We start from the raw sequence: 20,176 nt of genomic DNA on the forward strand, positions 1-20,176 counted from the left end.
ATGTCGCCCCGGTTGTCGCGTCGCCGCCGTAGACCGCCGGGCGTCGAGTGGCTCCGCAACCGGGTGCCGACCCGGTCGGTGGAGGCGGCCGCGTACCTCGAGGCGTTCGTGCTCTCCGGGGTGGTCACCGTGCTGCTCACCCGGGCGTACCTCCAGGCCACGGGCTATCCGCAACTCGGCGGGGGTGGCCTGCACATCGCGCACGTGCTCTGGGGCGGCCTGCTGATGGCGGTCGGCCTCGGGATCGCGCTGGTCTTCCTCGGAAGTGGGCCCCGGACGGCCGGCGCGATCGTGGGCGGCGTCGGCTTCGGGCTCTTCATCGACGAGGTGGGCAAGCTCGTCACCGCCCGGACCGACTACTTCTACGCCCCGGCCGCTGGCATTATCTACGGCGCGTTCGCCCTGCTGGTCGTGCTCACCCAGGCGGTCCGTGGCCGGGTCCGGTTGACTCCCGCCGAGCGCACCGCGAACGCGCTGGACCTGGTGCTGGGCGGGCTGCCGGGCGGGCTCACCGACCGGCGGCGGGCGGCGGTGCTGCGGCTGGCCCGCGGGTCGGGCCCGGCGGCCGAGGCGGCCGTGGCCCGGCTGCTCGACGCGGTACCGCGCCGCGAGCCGCCACCGGTCAGGTTCTGGCAGCGCTGGATCACCCGTTCCCGTCGGGTCGTCGCCTGGCTGACCGCCCGCCGGTGGCTGGTCTACCCGGTGGTGGTCTACCTGGTGGTGGAGCCGGTGGTCACCGTGGCGGCCGTGCTGCTCGCCGGCGTCACCGGCGAGCTGGACCAGCAGCGGGAGTGGGGCGCGGTGCTGGGGACGTCGGTCGCCGCGCTGATCACCGCCGTGCTGAGCGTACGGGCGGCGCTGCGGTTGCGCCGGGACCGGGCCGACGCGTTCCGGCTGTTCAAGCTGGCGCTCCTGGTGGACCTGCTGTTCGGGCAGATCTTCAACTTCACCGTCAACCAGTTCGGGGCGGTCTCCGCCCTCGCCGTCGACCTCTTCCTCCTCGGCGTGGTGACCGCCGAGCACAGCCGGCTCTGCGGGCAGGCACCGGAGTTCGCCGGCTGATCCACGCCCCGCGTCGAAGGTTTCCGCCCGGCGTGGCGTGCCGCGGTGGCCGGGCCTGGTTACGGTGTGCGGGTGATCTAGGGAAGGAGAACCATGGTCGATGCCCATGGCACGCCCACCCGCGCCCGTCCGGGCCTGGTGACGATATCCAGTTGGCTGCTCATCCTGTTCGCCGTCATCCAGGTGGTGAACCTGATCCTGACGATCTCCACCATCGGCACCATCCGGGACGTCCTGCGGGACGCCTACCGCGGCACCGCCGCCGAGCAGGCCGGCGACCTCGCCTACGGCTTCGGCATCGGGCTGGGCGTGCTGACCCTGCTGCTGGCCATCGGGATGGTCGTCCTCGCGCTGCTGAACAACCGTGGCAAGAACGGCGCCCGGATCACCACCTGGGTGCTCGGCGGCATCCTGATCTGCTGCACCGGCGGCAGCCTGGTGAACAACGCGGCCGGTGGGCTGACCAGCGGCGGCAGCACCGGCGACATGCCGAGCGGCGAGGAGATCCAGCGCCGGCTGAACGACGCACTGCCCTCCTGGTACGGCCCGGTCACCACGCTGCTCGGGGTCCTCGGCCGCTCGCCCTGCTGGTCGCCCTGATCCTGCTGGCGCTGCCGAAGACCAACGAGTTCTTCCGTAAGCCGCAGCAGGCCTGGGAACCGCCGCTGCCCGGCACCCCGTACCCGGGGCAGCCGTACCCGGGGCAGCCGTACCCCGGCGGCCAGCCCGGCTATCCGCCGGCCTCGGCCCACCCCGCCGAGCCCGGTCCGTGGCAGCCGCCGGCCCCGCCGGCCCCCGGGCAGCCGGGTTCGGACCAACCGGCCCCGGGCCAGCCGGGTGGTCGGGAGGGCGGGACCGAGGGACCGGGGCCCCGGCCGCCATCGGTGAGTTGACGTCCGGATAAGAGCGACGCCGACGATCCCTCCGAGTAGGTTGCAAGCCGACGCCTACCGGAGGGATCTGTCGTGTCGTACCCCGATCAGGCGCCGCCCCGTCGTCCGGCGGCGGTGGTCGCGGCGGCGGCGGTGCTGCTGCTGATGGCCGTCGGCGCCGCGGTGTACGCGGTCGCGGGCCTGCTCGTCCTGAGTGGCACCGTCGACCGCTTCCGGTCGGTGGCGATCGCGACCGGTGCCGGGGCCGGCGAGATCGACGCCGTGGTGTCGCTGCTGCGCGCCTCCACCGTGCTGTCGGCCGTGGTCGGCGTGCTGGTCGGCCTGGTGCTGGTCGGCCTCGCCCTCGGCCTGCTCGCCGGTCGCCCGGGCGCCCGGGTGGGCACCTGGGTGGTCTGCGGGCTGGGCCTGCTCTGCGGCTGCTGCGGCTTGGCCGTGCTGGTCGGCCAGCGGGCCGCGCCGCTGCGGTTGGGCGCCGGCCACCAGGTCACCGCGGACCTGCTCGCCCAGCTCGGCGGCGCCTATCCCGGGTGGTGGATCCCGGTGAACGCGGCCCTGTCCGTGGCGCAGGTCCTCGGCTACCTGGTGGTCGCCGCGCTGCTGACCCTGCCCGCCGCGAACGCCTTCCTGCGCCGCCGGCCGACCCCGGCCGGCCCCAGGCCACCGTACGGCCCGACGCCCCCGGCCCCGTCGAGCTACCCGCCCCCGACCGGGTACGGCCCGCTTTCCGCGCCGCCGGCCCCGCCCGGCTACGCGCCGCCGTCGGGCCCACCCGCCTCCTGGTCACCGGCGGCACTGCCGACCCACCCGCCGACGCCCACCTACGGCCCGCCGTCGGCCGCGCCCACCCACGGTCAGCCCGTCCCGCCTCCCGCGCCGGACACGCCGCCGCTCCCGCTGCCCGGGTCTGCGCCGGCCGGCCCGACCCCGTCACCCCCTCCGGCCGGATCCGAGCCGGCCGGCCCGACCCCGCCCCCCGAGGACCGCCCATGACCACCGAACCATCCACCCCGGGACGTGCCCTGATCACCGGCGCCAGCGCCGGCATCGGGGCCGCCTTCGCGCACCGGCTCGCCGCCGACGGCTGGGACCTGGTCCTGGTGGCCCGGGACGACGGGCGGCTGGACGCCACGGCCGCCGAGCTGACCGGCCGGTACGGGCGGGACGTCGAGACGATCTCCGCCGATCTGTCCACCGACGACGGCTGCGCGGCGGTGGAACGCCGGCTCACCGCCGACCCGCCGATCGAGCTGCTGGTCAACAACGCCGGGATCAGTCTCAACACGCCCTTCGTCCGGTCGACCGTCGAGGACGAGGCCCGGCTGCTGCGGCTCAACGTGCTGGCGGTGCTGCGGCTGACCCACGCCGTCCTCGCTCCGATGATCGAACGGGGGCGAGGGACAGTGATAAATGTCTCTTCGGTTGCGGGTTTCGGGGTGGTCATGCCGGGTTCGACGTACTCGGCCAGCAAGGCGTGGGTGACGAATTTCAGTGAATCGATCGGTCGGTCGGTGGCCCCGCTCGGCGTACGGGTGATGGCGCTCTGCCCCGGCTACACCCGCACCGGCTATCACGAGCGGGCCGGCATCGACATGTCCGGGACCCCGCGCTGGTTGTGGCTCAAGCCGGACGACGTGGTCGCCGAAGGGCTGCGTGACCTGGGGAAAGGAAAGCCGGTCAGCGTTCCGACGTGGAAGTACAAGCTGGCGGTGGCGGGCCTGCGGCACGCGCCGCGGCGGTTGCTGCGTGGAGTCTCCCGGGACACCCGGGGCCGGGTGGACCCGAACCGCGGCTGACCGCCGGCCGGCCGGCCGACGCCACCGCTGGCGGGACCTGGCGGCGCCGGCCCGGATGGACGGTCGCGCAGAGTAGCCGGACATCGCCACCCTTCGGTCGCGCGCTGGGTTGACCTGGGTGGACCCCGCACACGGCTCCCAGACTTGCGCAGTACCCTCTATCGCCATGGGGCACCACGACGACCTGCGTAAATTCATTACCGACCTGGCTGTGGTCCATGGACGGGTGGTGCTCTCCTCGGGTCGCGAGGCGGACTGGTACGTCGATCTGCGTCGCGTCACGCTCCATCACCGCGCGGCGCCGTTGGTCGGCCGGGTGCTGTGTGACCTGACCGCCGACTGGGAGTACGACGCGGTCGGCGGGCTGACCCTGGGGGCCGATCCGGTGGCCCTCTCGATGCTGCACGCGGCCGCCGCGACCGACCGCCCGCTGGACGCGTTCGTGGTCCGCAAGGCGGGCAAGGCGCATGGTCTGCAACGCCGGATCGAGGGGCCGGAGGTCGCGGGTCGTCGGGTCCTGGCGGTGGAGGACACCTCGACGACGGGTGGCAGTGTGTTGACCGCCGTCGAGGCGTTGCGCGAGGCCGGGGCCGAAGTGGTGGGCGTGGCGGTTATTGTTGATCGAGGTGCCGGAGACGCGGTGCGAGCCGCCGGACTGCCTTATCGGGCGGCCTATACGTTGGCTGACCTCGGCCTTGTGGCGTAAAAGTTTGCCGATTCGGATCTGCTGATATGCAGGCGGATCGATGCTGCTGGTGGAAGGATGGAATACGTGGGAACTGCGTTGGCTGAAATGACCATGCCTCAGATCTCGCCGCTTGCCGGCGAGCCGATCGAACGTGCCGATGCCGAGCGTCTCGCGGGGGTCCTCAAGGCCCTCGCCGATCCCGCTCGGCTGCGGCTGCTCAGCCTGATCCAGTCGGCCCCCGAGGGCGAGGCGTGCGTCTGTGACCTGACCGCGCCGCTCGGCCTCTCGCAGCCGACGGTCAGTCACCACCTGCGTATCCTCACCGAGGCCGGCTTGCTGGAGCGGGAGAAGCGCGGTGTCTGGGCGTACTACCGGCTGGTGCCGAGCGCGATCGCGACGATCGCGGATCTGCTGACCCCGCCGCGCAAGCGGGCCACCAAGAAGGCCCGCTGAAACCGGACGTGTCCGACGGCCGGATGGTCGCCCCTGCCCGGGGCGACGTCGGGTGGCGTGCCAGGGGTGGCGCCACCACCGGACGGTGACGGCTGCCCGTCATCCGTACCACCCGCAGGTCGAACAGGTCGTTGCCGATGGCCGGCCCCCGCGAGGGGACCGGCCATCGGCGTACCCGGGGTCAGCGACCCTGCTGGCCGTGGCGGCGGTCGTCCTCGCCGTCGACGGCGTCCCGCACCGCGTCGACCACGCCCGCCGCGCTGGCCGCGGCGACCATTGCGGCCGCCTCGCCGCGCTTGCGGGCCCGCCGGTCGCGGAGGAACTCGAAGAAGATCGGCAGCACCGAGACCACGATGATCAGGGCGACCACCGGCAGGATGTACCGGTCGATCTTGTCGCCGATCGCGTTGTAGATCTGGTCGGCGAGCAGGTAGCCGATCAGCAGGATGCCGTCCACCCAGAGGACCGCGCCGACGATGTTCCAGATCAGGAACTGCCGGGCCGGCATGCCGAGCACTCCGGCCACCGGGTTCAGGAACGTACGGACGATCGGGATGAAGCGGGCCAGCACCACGGCCTTCGCCGGGCCGAACTTCTGGAAGTAGTACTCCGCCTTCTCCACGTACTCCCGCTTGAAGAGGCGGGAGTTGGGGCGGTCGAACATCCGGCGGCCGTACCGGTGGCCGAGCCAGTGCCCCACCTGCGCGCCGACGATCGCGCAGAGCGGCCCACCGATCAGCAGGCCGGCCAGCGAGAGCCGGGTTCCGCTGCCGAAGATCGCGTCGGCCACCGGCGAGGCGGCCACGCCGGCCAGGAACAGCAGCGAGTCGCCCGGGAAGAAGAAGCCGACCAGCAGGCCGGTCTCGGCGAAGAGGATGGCCCAGACGCCGATCAACCCGAAGGTGTGGATCAGGTCCTTCGGGTCGAGCGGGTTCAGGGCGATGCTCTCGGAAAGCACCCGGGTCTTCTCTGCTGTGTCCACGGCCACACAGGTTACCGAAGCCCGGTCCGGCGTCGCGCCGGACCGGGTCGGGCGGGCTGTCAGAGGCGCGGGTCGACCGGCTCGGACTCGCAGGCGAGGATGGCGAAGACCAGTTCGTGGCGACGCCACAGCGGGGTGTCCTCGGCGAGCGCGTCCAGGGCGGCCATGCCCAGGGCGTGCTCGCGCAGGGCCAGGCCGCGCTTGCGGCCCAGCGACCGCTTACGCAGCGCGGCGAGCTGACCCGGCTCGGTGTACCCGGGGCCGTAGATGATCCGCAGGTACTCCCGGCCCCGGCACTTGATGCCGGGCTGGAGCAGCGAACCCCGCGCCGACCGGGCGGCCGGGCCGGTGTACGGCTTGACCACCATGCCCTCCCCGCCGGCCGCCGTCAGCGCCAGCCACCACTCGGTGGCCGCCGCCACCGCCGCGGCGTCGGTCAGGTCGACCACCCGACGGCGGGTCGGGGTGAAGAACTCCGGGTCGGCCGCGCAGAGCCGGTCCGCCAGGTCGAGGTGCCAGCCGTGGTCCCGGTCGGCGTAGCTCACCCCGGCCCCGGCCAGCACGGCGAACGGCGCGAGGGTCACCCCGCGCAGCCCGTCGGTCGGCCCGACGTACGCCCGGTACGCCGCCGAGTACGCCTCGACCTCCGCCGCCCGGTCGGCCATCCGCCCGCGCAGCTCGTCGACCGGCAGTCCCCGTCCGGCCGCCGCGTCCAGCGTGGCGAGCACCGCCGGCAGGGCGGCCCGGCCGGCGGCGCCGACGCCCGCGTACTGCTCCCGGATCAGCCCATCCGCCTTCGCCGACCAGGGCAGCAGCTCGCAGTCGAGCAGCAGCCAGTCGGTGTCCAGCTCGGCCCAGAGCCCGGCGGCGGTGACCGCGGCGCGGACCCGGCCCAGCAGCTCGTCGTCGAGCGGCGGCCCGAAGAACGGCCGGCCGGTCCGGGTGTGCACCACCCCGCCGCCGAACCGGCCCGGCTCCCGCTCGACCAGCAGCACCGCCCGCGAGCCCATGTGCTTCTCCTCGCAGACCACCCGCTCCACGCCCGCCGACCGGTAGTCGTCGAACGCCTGGGCCGGGTGCTCGAGGAACCCGTCGACAGTGGAGGTCGAGCAGGGCGCCATGGTCGGCGGCAGCCAGACCAGCCGCCCCGGGTCCACCGCGAACCGGCTCATCACCTCCAGCGCGGCGGCGGCGTTCTCCGCCGGCACGGTCAGCGTCCCGTACGCGTGCTCCAGGTGCCGGCGGCCGGTGACGTCGGCCAGGTCGAGCACGGTGTCCGGTCGGATCGGCGTGGGCGCGACCAGCGGGCGGGCCGGGGCGTACCACTCCTTGACCGCGGCGACCGAGACCAGCTCCTTCTCGGGGTAGCGGAGCGCGGTGAGCTTCCCGCCGAAGACGCAGCCGGTGTCGATGCAGATGGTGTTGTTCACCCACTCCGGCTCCGGCGTCGGCGTGTGGCCGTACACGACCATGGCCGAGCCCCGGTAGTCGCGCGCCCACGGGTAGCGGACCGGCAGGCCGTACTCGTCGGTCTCGCCGGTGGTCTCCCCGAAGAGCGCGAACGCCCGGACCCGGCCGGAGGCGCGGCCCTGGTAGGCCTCCTTCAGCCCGGCGTGCGCGACCACCAGCCGGCCGCCGTCCAGCACGAAGTGGCTGACCAGACCGTCCACGAACGCCGCGACCTCCGCGACGAAGCCGTCCGGCTCCGCCGCCAGCTGGGCCATCGTCTCGGCCAGGCCGTGGGTGAGCCGCACGTCCCGGCCGCGCAGCTTGCGCAGCAGCTTCTGCTCGTGGTTGCCGGGCACGCAGATCGCGTGCCCGGCCGCGACCATGCCCATCACGAGGCGGAGCACGCCGGGGGAGTCCGGGCCGCGGTCCACCAGGTCACCCACGAAGACCGCGGTACGACCAGCCGGGTGCACCGCGTCCACCGGGCGGCCCGTGTCGTCGCGGCGCAGCGTCCAGTCGAGCCGGAGCAGCAGCGCCTCCAGCTCCTCCCGGCAGCCGTGCACGTCACCGACGATGTCGAACGGCCCGGTCAGCCCCCGCCGGTCGTTGAACAGCTTCTCGTACCGGATCTCCGCGGCGTCGATCTCCTCGATGCCGCGCAGCACGTGCACCTTGCGGAAGCCCTCCCGGGCCAGCTGCCCGTGCGACCGGCGCAGGTCCCGCTGCATCCGGGCCAGCACCGGCCGGCCGAAGGTGCGGTCGGCCCGTCCCCGCGTACGCTCCCAGGCCAGCGCCTCGGGCACGTCCAGCACGATCGCCACCGGCAGCACGTCGTGCTCGCGGGCCACCCGGATCAGCGCGGCGCGGGCGTGCGGCTGGAGGTTCGTCGCGTCCACCACGGTGAGCCGGCCGCGACGCAGCCGGGTCCCGGCGACGTGGTGCAGCGCCTCGAACGCGTCCGCCGAGGCGGACTGGTCGTTCTCGTCGTCGGCCACCATCGCCCGGAACATGTCTGAGGAGAGCACCTGGCTGGGCAGGAAGTGCCGGCGGGCGAAGGTGGACTTGCCCGAACCGGAGACGCCGACCAGCGCCACCAGGGCGAGCTCGGGGATGTCGAGAGTGGTCATCGGCTCTCCTCCTGTCGGGTCAGCACGGCCAGCTGGGTCGGTGCGCCCACCTCGGGGTCTTCGTCGCCTACCCCGCTGGTCGTGGCGGTGTAGCCGTACGTCGCGGCCACCCGCTCGACCCAGGAGGTGAACTCGGACCGGGTCCACTCGAAGCGGTGGTCGGCGTGCCGGAACCGGCCCGCGCCGAGCCCCTCGTAGCGGACGTTGTACTCGGCGTTCGGGGTGGTCATCACCACCGTGCCCGGCCGGGCGTGGCTGAACACCGCGTCCTCCAGCGCCGGCAGCCGGGGCGGGTCGACGTGCTCGATCACCTCCATCAACACCGCCGCGTCGTACCCGCGCAGCCGGTCGTCCCGGTAGGTCAGCGCCGACTGCCACAGCCGGATCCGGTCGCGCTGCCGCTCCGGCAGCCGGTCCAGCCGGAGCCGGCGGGCGGCCAGGGTCAGCGCGTGGCTGGACACGTCGGTGCCGACCACCTCGGTGAACCGCCGGTCGGCGGCCAGCGCGGTGAGCAGCGCGCCACCGCCGCAACCCAGGTCCAGCACCCGGGTCGCCCCGCCGGCCCGCAGCGCGGCCAGCACCGCCTCGCGGCGCCGTACGGCCAGCGAGGCCCGCTGCGGGCTCTCGGCCGTCGGCTCGTCGGCGACGCTGTCGTCCGCCGGGGCCTCGTCGGCGAGGCGCAGCTCGGCCAGCCGGGCCAGGGCCTGGCCGGCCAGCGCCCGGCGGTGCGCCAGGTAGCGGCGGGTGATCAGGGCCCGCTCCGGGTGGTCGGCCAGCCAGCCGGCGCCGGCCCGGAGCAGCTTGTCGACCTCGTCCGGCGCCACCCAGTAGTGCTTGGCGTCGTCCAGCACGGGCAGCAGGACGTACAGGTGGTTGAGCGCGTCGGCCACCCGGAACGTGCCGGCGAGGGTCAGCGCGACGTACCGGCTGTCCCCCCACTCGGGGTGGGTGCCGTCGAGCGGGATCGGGTCGGCCGTCACCGTCCAGCCCAGCGGGGCGAAGACCCGCACGGCCAGCTCCGCGCCGCCCCGGCAGCGCAGCACCGGCACCCGGACCTCCAGCGGGATCGCGGTGGCGGCCAGCTCCGGCCGGTCCCGGGACTCGCCGCGCAGCGCCGACCGGAACACCTTGGCCAGCGCCGACGAGAGCAGGCTGGACGCGGCGTACGGGCGGTCGTTGACGTACTGGCCGAGGGTGAAGGTCTCCGGGGTGGCCGCCTTCGCCTTCCCGCGGCCGCGACCGCCGGCCAGCCGGAGCGGGTCGACCTCGACCAGCAGCGCGGCGGTGCAGCGCTGCTCGTCCGCCTCCGGGTAGAGCACGTGCGCGGTGCCGGTCGGCAGGTCGAAGCTCTGCAGCCGGTCCGGGTGCTTGACCAGCAGGTGACCGAGGTCGGTCGCCGGGCGGTGGGTGGTCGTCAGGGTGAGCAGCACGCGTCGATGGTGTCAGGGCGATCGATCTTGCGTCGTCCCGTTTTCGGTCGCGGCGGATACGGCGGTGCCCCGCCGACCGTGGTGGTCGGCGGGGCACCGGGTGTCGCTGGGTGGTGCGGGATCCGTCAGGCGACGAAGCGGGTCTTGCGGCGGCGGGCCACCACGTAGCCGCCCGCGCCGGCCGCCAGCAGCAGCGCGCCCAGGCCGGCGATCAGCGCGGTCGAGCTACCGGTGATCGGCAGGGTGCCGCCGCCGCCGCCGCCGCCGTTGCCGCCGTTGCCGCCGTTGCCGGCACCCTTGATGACCAGGGCAGCCATGTCGTTCTTCGGGTTCAGGTCAGCTACCTGGTCCCCCTGCTCCAGGTCGAAGTGGAACAGCTTGACCTCGCCCGGCGTGCCGGCCACCTTGTCGATCCGCAGGCCGAACTCGAAGACAGCCGCGTCGCCCTTGTGCAGGGTGTCGTACCACTCGCAGAAGTAGACGCGGCCGCCCGGCTCGCCGTACCCGCCGGTGGGCTCCTCGGCGGTGCCCGGCGAGCACTCCCGAGGCGCCTTCACCACCACGGCGCCGGCGGGAACAGTGACGCGGGTGCCGGTGACGATCTCACCCGGCGTGTACGAGTTGGTCATGGCCGGGCCGTTGTTCACGAAACCGATCTTCGCGGTGACCGTCTTGCCGACGGCGCCCGGCAGTTCCGCGCCAGTGGCGGCGAGGTCGGCACGCTGGTTCCCGGTGACGGAGGCCTGGATGAAGGTGTAGTTGTTCTTCGGGTCCTTGTCCGTCTGCCGCAGCACGCTGGCCTGCTTAGCCGGTGCCGGCACGAGCTTCAGCGCGTCGCCGGTGCCCTGCTGCCAGCCGTCCCCGGGCAGGAGTCCCTTGGCGAACTCCTCGAAGTCATCCTTGGTAAACCAGATCGCCTGACCGTACTGCCGGCTCGGGGCCCACGCGTCGGCGGCGATCTTCAGGCCTGCGGAGCCGTCCAGCTGGAGGGCGTCACCGGCGGCGATCTCGTCGTCGAAGCGGCAGACGGTCAACTGGGAGCCGAACTCCTCCGTCGAGGAGCAGTTGCCGTAGCGCTGCGCCGGGGAGAGCGAGGCCATGGTGGCCAGGAACAGTACGGCCCCATGGGTCGTCGTGTCGCCGATGTTGGCGATCCCGACGGGGGTCTTGACCGTCGCGCCGGGGGCGCCGGACACGTTGAGCTGCTCCTGCGCCTGCAGGTCGACGCCCTCGCCCACCTCGATGGTGGACCGGGTGCTGACGGTCTCCCTGCCCTTGCTGGCCAGGCTCAGCAGCAGGTCGCCCTTGGCGCCCGCCTCGGCCTTGTCGGTGGCCTTGACCGTCAGGTCGAGCACGTAGTCGATGAGGTCCGCGCCCTTGAGGTCGCAGGTGATGACCGCGTCGGTCTCCGTGCAGCCCTTCAGCTTGTCGGACAGGGTGACCGTGGCGAAGCCGGTGACCGCGTGCCGGTCGACGGTGACGGTCACGTCGTCCGGAAGGGCGTCGGTGAAGGCCAGCAGGACGACCGACCTGGCCTCGCCGCCGGGGGCGATCAGCGCGTCGTTCGCGTAGAGCAGTAGATCGTCGACAGCCGGCTCGGCGAGGGCGGGGGTGGCGGAGGCGGCGACGAACGCGCCTGCGACGCCGATCCCGGCCAGCCAGCGCCGGGTGGAGTGCGTGAACATTGGTGGGTTCCTCCCGTGGGGGTGCAGGTGGAGCCCGTGGATCTTAAAGAACCCTTAAGCCGCGGCGCTGCCCCTGGTCAGGGATCGCGGCGGATAGGAGCCGAAAGGATGATTGGCGCTGCCGCAACGTTCCACGGGCCCGCACCCGTCAACAGGGCGGGACACCGGGAGGTGCAGTGACGTACGAGGAGTTCGCCGACTCACGGCTGGGCGCCCTGCTGCGGTACGCGGTCATGCTGACCGGAGATCCGCACCAGGCCCAGGACCTGGTGCAGGACACCATGGTCCGAGTCCAGCTGAACTGGCGGCGGGTGGCGCGGACCGACTCCCCGGAGCGGTACGTCCGCCGGATGCTCACCAACCAGTACGTCGACTGGCGGCGGGGGTCGTGGGCGCGCCGGGTGCTGCTGCGCGGCGAGCCGGACGAGGGAGTGCCGGCACCGACCGACCACGCGCAGTCCGCGGTGGACCGGGACCAGCTCTGGTCCTGGCTGTCCCGGCTGCCCCGCCGGCAGCGGGCCACGCTGGTGCTGCGCTACTACGAGGACCTGCCGGACGCCGAGATCGCCGAGATCCTTGGCTGCGCCGTCGGCACCGTCCGCTCCAGCATCTCCCGGGCGCTGGCCACCCTCCGAGCCGAGTACGTGGAGGCCTGCTCATGATCGAGGACGACCTGCGGGCCGCCTTCGCGCGGCACGAGGAACTCACCCCGCCGACCGGTCCGCTCCGCGCCGCCATCGACCGGGCCGTGGTCCGCCGCCGGCGTCGCCGCCTCCGCCTCCGGCTCGCCGGTACGGCCATGGCGGTGGTCGCCGCCGCCCTGGCCGGCTTCACCGCGATCGCACCCCGGCAGCCGGAGACGGCGAACCTGATCGGTGCGCCGGCATCACCGACGGCCACCGGGGCCCTGAACGTGCTGATGCTCGGCGTGGACACGGCCGGGTCGGACGGCTCCCGACGGGCCGACTCCGTCCTGCTGGTGCACGTCCCGGCCGACCGGAGCCGGCTCTACCTCGTCGCCCTCCCGCGCGACCTGCTGGTGTCGATCCCCGGCCAGGGGACGGACAAGCTCAACAAGTCCTTCGCCTCCGGCACCACGTCGGCGAAAACCGACCTGGCGGCCGGCTACGACGCCACTCGACAGGTGGTCTCCCAGCTCACCGGGGTACGGATCGACGCCGGTGCGGTGCTGACCTACGGGGCGGCGCGGCAACTCACCGACGCGGTCGGCGGCGTACGGGTCTGCCTGCCGACCAGAATCCGCTCGCACCACACCCTGCGGGCCTATCCCGCCGGCTGCCAGCAACTCGACGGCGCCGCCGCGGTGGACGTGCTCCGGCAGCGCTTCAACATGCCCGACGGCAGCCTGGACCGCGACCGGAACGCCGAGCGGTACGCGGCGGGGCTGCTCCGCCGGATTCACGAGCAGGGGGTGCTGACCAACCCGGCGCTGCTCAGCAAGCTGGCCACACAGGCCGGCTCGGGCCTGGCGGTCGACACCGGGGACACCACCCTGCCGACGCTGGCCCAGGTCGTCGGAAAGGCGGCCGCCGTCGAGCCGGTCGCGCTCGGCCTGCCGGTCCGGTACGTGGAGAAACAACCGTACGGATTCAGTTTCGACCCCGCGCTGGCACCGGGATTCCTGGACGCGCTGCGCACCGACCGGCTCGGCGACTGGATGGCGGCCCATCCGGACCAGGTCGTCGGCCTGCGCTGACGCGGGAGGAGCCCGCCGGCCCCTCCCGCCGCGTCAGCGGTAGTCGTCCTCGTCGCCGGCGACGACCCGGGCCTGCTCCATCGCGTCCCAGTCGGCGACCTCCAGGCCGCGGTGCGGCTCGGTCTCGACGTCGCCCGGATCGGTGGAGATCGCCTGCTCGACGGCGTCGGCCGGTTCCGCCTCCAGATCCCGTTCCTCCGGAGCGAGGTGGTCGCTCGGGGCGAAGTCCTCGTCGGGCTGACCCATCGTCCCTCCCTGGATCTCGGTGCGGACAGCTACCCACACACCGTACGGGCTGTGCGCGGAGCCTGCTCGGAGCCGAGCGGAACCAGAGTCGGCGGATTGTCCCTCCGTACCCGGACCCCGGTGCCAGGATGGGGGCGTGGGCTTCCTGATCCGGCTGGCGATCACCGCGATCGCGCTGTGGGTCACCACGCTCATCGTGCCCGGGGTCGAGGTGACCGGCCGCAACGGCGCCAACACCGCGCTCACCCTGATCGTGGTGGCGCTCATCTTCGGCGTGGTCAACGCGGTGCTCAAGCCGGTCATCAAGGTGTTCGGCTGCGTGTTCTACCTGCTCACCCTCGGTCTGTTCGCGCTCGTGGTGAACGCGCTGCTGTTCCTGCTCACCGACTGGATCGCCCGGGGGCTGCAGCTGCCGTTCCACGTGGACGGCTTCTGGGCGGCCTTCTGGGGCGCCATCGTGATGGCGGTGGTGAGCTGGCTGATCAGCGTCGTCGTGCCGGACCGGCGGGAGAACCGGTGAGCACGCCGGCGGGAGGCTCCCGGGTCGGTTGTGCCCGTCGCCGCCTTCTACGGGATACTGCCCGCGGTGGACAGCGCGGTCCGGCGCACCCATGGAAGACAGCGGCCTGCACGGCCGAGAGCGGTAAGTAAGGAGCGTTAGACATGCCCATCGCTTCCCCCGAAACGTACGCGGAGATGCTGGACCGCGCCAAGGCCGGCCGGTACGCGTACCCCGCGATCAACGTGACCTCCTCGCAGACGCTGAACGCGGCGCTGAAGGGCTTCGCCGACGCGGAGAGCGACGGCATCATCCAGGTGTCCACCGGTGGCGCGGAGTACCTCTCCGGCCCGTCCGTGAAGGACATGGTCACCGGCGCGGTGGCGTTCGCCGCGTACGCCCGCGAGGTGGCCAGGAACTACCCGGTGAACATCGCGCTGCACACCGACCACTGTCCGAAGGACAAGCTGGACAAGTTCGTCCGGCCGCTGATGAAGATCTCCCAGGAGCGGGTGAAGCGCGGCGAGGAGCCGCTGTTCCAGTCGCACATGTGGGACGGCTCCGCCGTGCCGGTGGCGGAGAACATGGAGATCGCGTCCCAGCTGCTCGACGAGGCCGCCAAGGCCGCGGTCGTCCTCGAGATCGAGGTCGGCGTGGTCGGCGGCGAGGAGGACGGCGTCGAGAACGCCATCAACGAGAAGCTCTACACCACCGTCGAGGACGGCCTGGCCATGGTCGAGGCGCTCGGCCTCGGCGAGAAGGGCCGCTACATGGCGGCGCTGACCTTCGGCAACGTGCACGGTGTCTACAAGCCGGGCAACGTCAAGCTCCGCCCGGAGGTGCTCGACCACATCCAGATGGCGGTCGGCGCCAAGTACGGCAAGGAGAAGCCGCTCAGCCTGGTCTTCCACGGCGGTTCCGGCTCGCTGCTGTCGGAGATCCGCGAGGCGCTGGACTACGGCGTGGTGAAGATGAACATCGACACCGACACCCAGTACACCTTCACCCGGCCGGTCGCGGACCACATGTTCCGCAACTACGACGGCGTGCTCAAGGTGGACGGCGAGGTCGGCAACAAGAAGCTGTACGACCCGCGGGTCTGGGGCAAGGCCGCCGAGGCGGGCATGGCCGCCCGCGTCGTGGAGGCCTGCGAGCACCTGCGCTCCACCGGCACCAAGATGAAGTAACCAGCTTGCAACCCGGAGGGGCCGGCTCCCGCACGGGGGCCGCCCTTCCGGGTCAGGCCGTCGCGGTCAGCACCCGGACCGCCTCGCGGACGTCGTCGGTCAGGTGCACCGTGGCCGACAGGTCACCGAAGTGCGAGGCGGCCAGCAGCGGCCGCAGCAACGACTCCACCGGCAGCTCCGTCGTCCAGTACGCGCGGTCGAGGAAGACGTACGCGCCGCTCGCCCCGTCGGTGCCGTAGTACGTCTTGGTGGCCGCCTGGAACACCTCCTGCACCGTCCCGGCCCGGCCGGGCGCGAAGACGATCCCGCCCCGGGCCAGCCGCAGGATGGTGTCCTCCCGGATCGCGTTGGAGAAGTACTTGGCGATCCGTCCGGCGAACAGGTTCGCCGGCTCGTGCCCGTACAGCCAGGTGGGGATGGCCAGCCCGCCCGAGCGGGCCCACTCGGTGCCGGCCGCCGCGGGGCGCTGCGCCGGCAGCGTCGGCCCGGGCGCGTACCGCTCGCGTACCGCCAGGGCGGCGGCCGTGTAACGGTCGTGGTCGGTGAAGTCGGGGGCGGTGGCGAGCAGGTCGATCGCGGCGGTCAACTCCTCCGCCGGCCAGGCCGCGAGGAACGCGCCCAGGTTGGCCGCCTCCATCACGCCTGGACCGCCGCCGGTCACCACCAGCCGGTCCGCCCGCGCCAGCTCCCAGCCCAGCACCGCCGCCATCCGGTACGCGGCGCTGCCGCGCGGCACCGCGTGCCCGCCCATCACCCCCACCACGGACTGCGGCCCGTGCGCGGCCAACCACGCCCGGGTGGCGTCGGCCAGGGCGTTGTCCACCCCGTGGTCGTGCAGCCGCTGGCCGAGCGCCTCCCGGACGTCCGGCAGGGCCCCGCCGTGGGCGCGGAAGTGCTCGTACACCCGGGTGTCGTACATCCCGGCGAACCCCGCATCCGCGAAGCCCGCGGCCAGGTCCTCCGCAGTGTAGAGGCGGGCCGGCTGGGTCGGGTAGGGCAGCTTCGAGAAAGGGGGAACCACGTTCGCCCCGCGCCGGACCAGGTCGGCGCCGATCTCGCGGTTGGCGAACCGACAGCCCACGAAGAGCGTGTCGGCCACGTCGGTCCGGGTCAGGTCGGGAACGGGATTTACGTCGAGGCGGAGCCCCTGCACGGTGAATCCGGCGAGGCTGCCGGTGGCCAGGTGCCGGTCGAACTCTGCGCGGGTCTCGATCTCGTGGGTGTCGTGCGGCTCGATGACGTCCGCGGGAGGTGGGGTCGGCACCAGGCCATCCTGCCCGCACCGGGCAACCCCGGCAAACTCCGGCAGGACGGACAGGAGCCCGGCGGGTCTGGCCACCGGGCTCCTGCGTAACCGGGTCCTGGGGAGGCTCCGGACCCATAGTTGTAGTGGAAATCACCGCCGCGTGGCATGGGCCGCGGGTACGTGCGCGGCGGGCCGCAGGCGTGACGAAACCCTCATCCGTTCAGCCGACCGGGTCGCCCGACCCCCTCGCGCGGCGCTGGGCGAAGCGGGTTGAATGGGGCGATGCAGAACCTGTTGCCTGAGCCACCGGCCACCCTCCTGCCCGCGCACGAGGAGGCCGACGCCGCCCTGGCTGACGCCGTCGAGAAGGACACCGACGAGGCGTACGCCGCGGTGGCGGCCGGCTTCCCGACCTACAGCGCCGCCTGGGCGGCGCTCGCCACCCGCGCGTTCGCCGCAGGCCAGGTCGTTCCCGCGTACGCGTACGCCCGCACCGGCTACCACCGGGGCCTGGACCAGCTGCGCCGCAGCGGTTGGAAGGGGCACGGGCCGGTGCCCTGGTCGCACAAGCCGAACCGGGGCTTCCTGCGCTGCCTCTACCTGCTCTCCCGGGCCGCCGGCGAGATCGGCGAGGCCGACGAGGCGGCCCGCTGCGCCCAGTTCCTCCGCGACTGCGACCCGGCCGCCGGGGACGCCCTCGCCAGCAACTGACCCGCGCCGACGGCCGGTCCAGACGTCGGACCGGCCGTCGTGCCCGTTCAGAGCCCTTCGGCGACCGCAGCGGCGATCTTCAGCCAGGCGTCCCGGGTGGCCGAGGAGAGCTGCCCGTACCGGATCGGCTCCCCGGTGTCGATCAGTCGCTCGTACGGCGCGAGCAGCACCGCCCGGGTCCGGGCGGCGAAGTGCTCCTGGATCGCCGGCAGGTCGATCTCCTTGCGGGACGGCGGCATCGACACCACCGTCACCGCCTGCCGGACCAGCCGCTGCCGGCCGCTCTGCTCCAGGTGGTCGAGCATCCGGGCGGCGGTCTCCGCCGAGTCGTTCCGGGCCGACATGGTGACCACCAACTGGTCGGTGGCGTCCATCGCGGCCTGCCAGTTCTGCGCCCGGACGTTGTTCCCGGTGTCCACGAAGATCAGCTTGTAGAAGCGGCTGACCACCTCGCGGATCTCGGCGAACGCGGCCGCGGTGAGCATCTCCCCGCCGGTGGCCGACTCGTCCGAGGCGAGCACGTCGAACATCCCCTCGCCCTGCGAGCGGACGTACTGCGACAGGTCGCCGACCCGGCCGTGCGCGCCCTGGAACTGGCCCAGGTCGCGCAGCATGTCCCGGACCGTACGGGAGTGGAAGTCCTGCTGGGCCCGCATGCCCAGGGTGCCCTGGGTCTCGTTGTTGTCCCAGGCCAGCACGTAGCCGCCGCGCTTCTGCCCGAACGTCATGGCGAGCAGCAGGATCGCCACCGTCTTCCCGGCGCCGCCCTTCGGGTTGACCACCGTCACCTGGCGCAGCCCGCCGAAGTTGCGGCGGACCATCTCGATGTCGCGCTTGAGTTCCTGCTCGTGCCGCCCGGGCGCGAGCCGGACCAGCCCCGTCCGGTTGACCACGGCCCGCACGCCCATGGTGGCCACCGGGTCCACCGGCCGGGCCTGCCGCCGCCGGGCGAAGTCCTCGGCGGTCGGGGTGGCGCCGGTCTCCGGCGTCCAGACCGGGTCCGGGTACGCCCCGGGCGGCTGCTGCGGCGGGCCGGGCGGGTGCGGTCCGGCGCCCGCCTGCTGCGGCCAGGCCGACGGGTACCAGCCGGGCGGGGCGGGTCCGGGCGCCTGCGGCGGCGGGTACGCGGACGCGCCGGGATAGCCGGGCTGGCCGTACGGCGGCGCCGGCGGGTACCCCTCGCCGTACGGCGGCACCGGTCCGGGTACCGGCGGCTGCTGGTCGGGGCGGAGCACCGGTACGCCCGGCGTGGGCGGGAACGGCCCGAGCCGGGGCGGGGCGGGCACCTCGTCGGCCGGTTCGGGATCGGGCACCGCGTCGGCGGCCGGGGTCGGGGCGGCCTCCGCCGGGCCGGTCCCGTTCGCGGGGGGCTCGGTCGGTGTGGCCGCCGGGCGCTGCGGCGGCTGCGCCCACGGCGACTCGCCCGGGCTCCGGGGCGCTGCCGACGCCATCGGGCTCTGCGTCGCGTCGGTCGCGGCGGTCTCCGCCGGCTCGGGGCCGGCAGTGGCCTGGTCCGGTGCCCCCTCGGTCCGGACGGTCCCGGAGTCGGCCGTCGCGCCGCCGGGAGTCGCCGGGGGTTCCGCCGCGTCCGGTCGGTCGGTGGGCGACTGCGGCTCCCAGGCGGGCGCGGGTTGCCGCGGCGCCCAGGCCGGTGCGGGTTGCCAGGCGCCGCCGGGCGGCGCGGTCAACGCCCAACCGGCGGGTTCACCGGCGGGCGGCGGCGGAGCGGAAGCCGGCGGCGTGCCGCCGTTCGGTGGCGTGCTGCCGTTGGGTGGCGGGGTGGGCCAGGCGGCTGCGGCCGGCTGGCTCGGCACCGCCCACGGCTGGGCGTCGACCGGCTCGGTCGGGTCCGGCGGCCAGAGCGGTTCGATGTCCCGCTCGGGCACCGGCTCTTGGCCCGGTACGTGGGCCCGGTCGGCGTTCTCGTGCACCACGGTTCCTCCCCATTCCTCCCACCGAGGATAGGCCGTCCGGGTTTCCCCGGGGCCCGCCCACGGATCGACGGGGGTCAGACCGTCCAGACCGCCCAGGCGCCCGGCTCGGTCCACCAGGACCGCTTCCGGCTCAGTTCGCCCTCGACGCCGTCGTCGAGGAAGGGCACCTTCTCGTCGCGCGGGACGACCGCCACGGCCCGGCCCCGGGCCCGGCGCACCTCCAGCCGTACCCGCTTCCTGCCCAACGCGGAGCGGGTCACCACGGGAACGGCCACCGCCACCTCGACCCGGCCGTCGGTCGGGTCCGGGTCGGCCAGCAGCGCCACGTCGTCGAGCCGCGCGTACCCGCCCGCGTTGCCCACCGCGCAGGCCATGATCGGCTCGTCGCCGTTGGACAGGACGGCGTCGTCGACCTCGACCCGGGCCCGCCAGTGCAGCGGCCGGCCGGCGTCGTCGGCCGCGCCGAGCAGCGCGCCGTCCAGGGTCACCGAGCCGGCGTCGTTGCGGAGCAGGTCGAGCCGGCGGGCGGTGCCGTCCAGCACCGCCGCGGCCACCGCCGCCGGGTCGCGGGGCAGCCCGAGCTGCGCCGCCAGGTCCCGGTGCGTTCCGCTCCGGACCGGATCCAGCGGCAGTACGGCCACCGTCGGCAGGTCCGGCACGGTCCGGTTCGCGGGCAGGTCGGCGGGGCGGCGACTGGGCGGTGGGGCGTACCGCCGGACCAGCCGGCGCACCACGGCGCGCAACTGTCCGTCACTGGCTGTGGCGACCACGAGCCGGGTCTTCGAATCCGGTTCCGGCCAGGTGAGGCCGTCGGAGCGCGGCGGGCCGTCGAGCCGGGCCAGCACCTCGTCGATCTCCGCGTCCGAGCGGGCGGTGACCATCTCCACCCGGGCGCCCCGGGCGGTCAGCGCGTCCGCGCAGGCCAGCACCGGTACGCGCGGCGTCTCGCAGCGCTCCTCGGCCTTCTCCCCGGCGGCCTCGGCCGCGCCACCGCAGCAGGCTCCACCGCTGCCGCAGCCCCCACCGGGAGCGTCCCGCTCCGAGCCGAGGGTGAGCAGCACCACGTCGTACACC

At 73.6% G+C, this 20,176-nt stretch carries 17 protein-coding genes and 2 pseudogenes; 11 read left to right on the plus strand and 8 right to left on the minus strand.

Features of this window, described 5'->3' with window-relative positions; genetic code table 11:
- The first annotated feature begins 63 nt into the window (after positions 1-63).
- The 6 genes and pseudogenes from ACFOYX_RS02215 (at position 64) to ACFOYX_RS02240 (ending at position 4,889) form a co-directional block, all read left to right on the plus strand.
- Positions 64-1,062, plus strand: a complete 999-nt coding sequence (locus ACFOYX_RS02215; RefSeq protein ID WP_201749501.1) for a hypothetical protein — start codon at positions 64-66, stop codon at positions 1,060-1,062.
- A gap of 93 nt (positions 1,063-1,155) precedes the next feature.
- Positions 1,156-1,955 (plus strand): annotated as a pseudogene (locus ACFOYX_RS02220) (hypothetical protein).
- Between the two features lie 72 nt (positions 1,956-2,027).
- Positions 2,028-2,660 (plus strand): annotated as a pseudogene (locus ACFOYX_RS02225) (hypothetical protein); the annotation flags it as partial.
- Between the two features lie 281 nt (positions 2,661-2,941).
- Positions 2,942-3,748 carry an SDR family oxidoreductase gene (locus tag ACFOYX_RS02230; RefSeq protein WP_322441467.1) on the plus strand — a complete coding sequence of 269 codons (807 nt, stop codon included), beginning with the start codon at positions 2,942-2,944 and terminating at the stop codon, positions 3,746-3,748.
- Between the two features lie 166 nt (positions 3,749-3,914).
- Complete coding sequence (gene pyrE / locus ACFOYX_RS02235; protein WP_109801087.1) at positions 3,915-4,454, plus strand: orotate phosphoribosyltransferase; 540 nt, start codon at positions 3,915-3,917, stop codon at positions 4,452-4,454.
- A gap of 57 nt (positions 4,455-4,511) precedes the next feature.
- Positions 4,512-4,889 carry a helix-turn-helix transcriptional regulator gene (locus ACFOYX_RS02240; protein ID WP_007454255.1) on the plus strand — a complete coding sequence of 126 codons (378 nt, stop codon included), beginning with the start codon at positions 4,512-4,514 and terminating at the stop codon, positions 4,887-4,889.
- 181 nt (positions 4,890-5,070) lie between these two features.
- Here ACFOYX_RS02240 and ACFOYX_RS02245 read toward each other — a convergent pair whose 3' ends face one another.
- The 4 genes from ACFOYX_RS02245 to ACFOYX_RS02260 all read right to left on the minus strand — a co-directional run bounded on the left by ACFOYX_RS02245 (position 5,071) and on the right by ACFOYX_RS02260 (position 11,562).
- Positions 5,071-5,877, minus strand: a complete 807-nt coding sequence (locus tag ACFOYX_RS02245) for a DedA family protein (RefSeq protein ID WP_201749547.1) — start codon at positions 5,875-5,877, stop codon at positions 5,071-5,073.
- A gap of 53 nt (positions 5,878-5,930) precedes the next feature.
- Positions 5,931-8,447: a polynucleotide kinase-phosphatase gene (locus ACFOYX_RS02250; RefSeq protein ID WP_322441466.1), complete on the minus strand. Its 2,517-nt coding sequence runs from the start codon at positions 8,445-8,447 to the stop codon at positions 5,931-5,933.
- Entirely contained in the window at positions 8,444-9,877 is a 1,434-nt protein-coding gene (locus tag ACFOYX_RS02255; protein ID WP_322441465.1) for a 3' terminal RNA ribose 2'-O-methyltransferase Hen1, read from the minus strand. Before ACFOYX_RS02255 ends, ACFOYX_RS02250 begins: the two co-directional genes overlap by 4 nt.
- A 125-nt stretch (positions 9,878-10,002) precedes the next feature.
- Complete coding sequence (locus ACFOYX_RS02260; RefSeq protein WP_322441464.1) at positions 10,003-11,562, minus strand: LPXTG cell wall anchor domain-containing protein; 1,560 nt, start codon at positions 11,560-11,562, stop codon at positions 10,003-10,005.
- 176 nt (positions 11,563-11,738) lie between these two features.
- On the opposite strand from ACFOYX_RS02260, the gene ACFOYX_RS02265 reads away from it, so the two are divergent.
- Both ACFOYX_RS02265 and ACFOYX_RS02270 read left to right on the plus strand, forming a co-directional pair.
- Positions 11,739-12,224 carry a SigE family RNA polymerase sigma factor gene (locus ACFOYX_RS02265; RefSeq protein ID WP_238453201.1) on the plus strand — a complete coding sequence of 162 codons (486 nt, stop codon included), beginning with the start codon at positions 11,739-11,741 and terminating at the stop codon, positions 12,222-12,224.
- Positions 12,221-13,279, plus strand: a complete 1,059-nt coding sequence (locus ACFOYX_RS02270; protein WP_322441463.1) for an LCP family protein — start codon at positions 12,221-12,223, stop codon at positions 13,277-13,279. The genes ACFOYX_RS02265 and ACFOYX_RS02270 overlap by 4 nt, the downstream gene beginning before the upstream one ends.
- Positions 13,280-13,312: 33 nt before the next feature.
- Here ACFOYX_RS02270 and ACFOYX_RS02275 read toward each other — a convergent pair whose 3' ends face one another.
- Positions 13,313-13,525 (minus strand): hypothetical protein, encoded by a 213-nt coding sequence (locus tag ACFOYX_RS02275; protein WP_109801081.1) that lies wholly within the window; start codon positions 13,523-13,525, stop codon positions 13,313-13,315.
- A 136-nt stretch (positions 13,526-13,661) separates the two neighbouring features.
- On the opposite strand from ACFOYX_RS02275, the gene ACFOYX_RS02280 reads away from it, so the two are divergent.
- Together ACFOYX_RS02280 and fbaA are read left to right on the plus strand one after the other, a co-directional pair.
- The gene (locus ACFOYX_RS02280; RefSeq protein ID WP_322441462.1) at positions 13,662-14,045 is read left to right on the plus strand and encodes a phage holin family protein; all 384 of its coding nucleotides are present in this window, start codon (positions 13,662-13,664) and stop codon (positions 14,043-14,045) included.
- A gap of 143 nt (positions 14,046-14,188) precedes the next feature.
- Positions 14,189-15,211 carry a class II fructose-bisphosphate aldolase gene (gene fbaA, locus ACFOYX_RS02285; protein ID WP_322441461.1) on the plus strand — a complete coding sequence of 341 codons (1,023 nt, stop codon included), beginning with the start codon at positions 14,189-14,191 and terminating at the stop codon, positions 15,209-15,211.
- 52 nt (positions 15,212-15,263) lie between these two features.
- On the opposite strand, the gene ACFOYX_RS02290 is transcribed toward fbaA, so the two are convergent.
- Positions 15,264-16,475: a hypothetical protein gene (locus tag ACFOYX_RS02290; RefSeq protein WP_322441460.1), complete on the minus strand. Its 1,212-nt coding sequence runs from the start codon at positions 16,473-16,475 to the stop codon at positions 15,264-15,266.
- 264 nt (positions 16,476-16,739) lie between these two features.
- Between ACFOYX_RS02290 and ACFOYX_RS02295 the strand changes: the two genes are divergently transcribed.
- A complete protein-coding gene (locus ACFOYX_RS02295; protein WP_322441459.1) occupies positions 16,740-17,168 on the plus strand; it encodes a DUF3151 domain-containing protein in 429 nt (142 codons plus the stop codon).
- Positions 17,169-17,215: 47 nt separating this feature from the next.
- Here the strand turns inward: ACFOYX_RS02295 and ACFOYX_RS02300 are convergent, their stop codons facing one another.
- Together ACFOYX_RS02300 and ACFOYX_RS02305 are read right to left on the minus strand one after the other, a co-directional pair.
- A complete protein-coding gene (locus ACFOYX_RS02300) occupies positions 17,216-19,102 on the minus strand; it encodes a chromosome partitioning protein (RefSeq protein WP_322441458.1) in 1,887 nt (628 codons plus the stop codon).
- 74 nt (positions 19,103-19,176) lie between these two features.
- Positions 19,177-20,175 carry a hypothetical protein gene (locus ACFOYX_RS02305; protein WP_322441457.1) on the minus strand — a complete coding sequence of 333 codons (999 nt, stop codon included), beginning with the start codon at positions 20,173-20,175 and terminating at the stop codon, positions 19,177-19,179.
- Between the last annotated feature and the right edge of the window lies 1 nt (position 20,176).

This window comes from Micromonospora sp. GCM10011541 (genome assembly GCF_042650725.1).
Classification (GTDB): Bacteria; Actinomycetota; Actinomycetes; order Mycobacteriales; family Micromonosporaceae; genus Micromonospora; species Micromonospora sicca.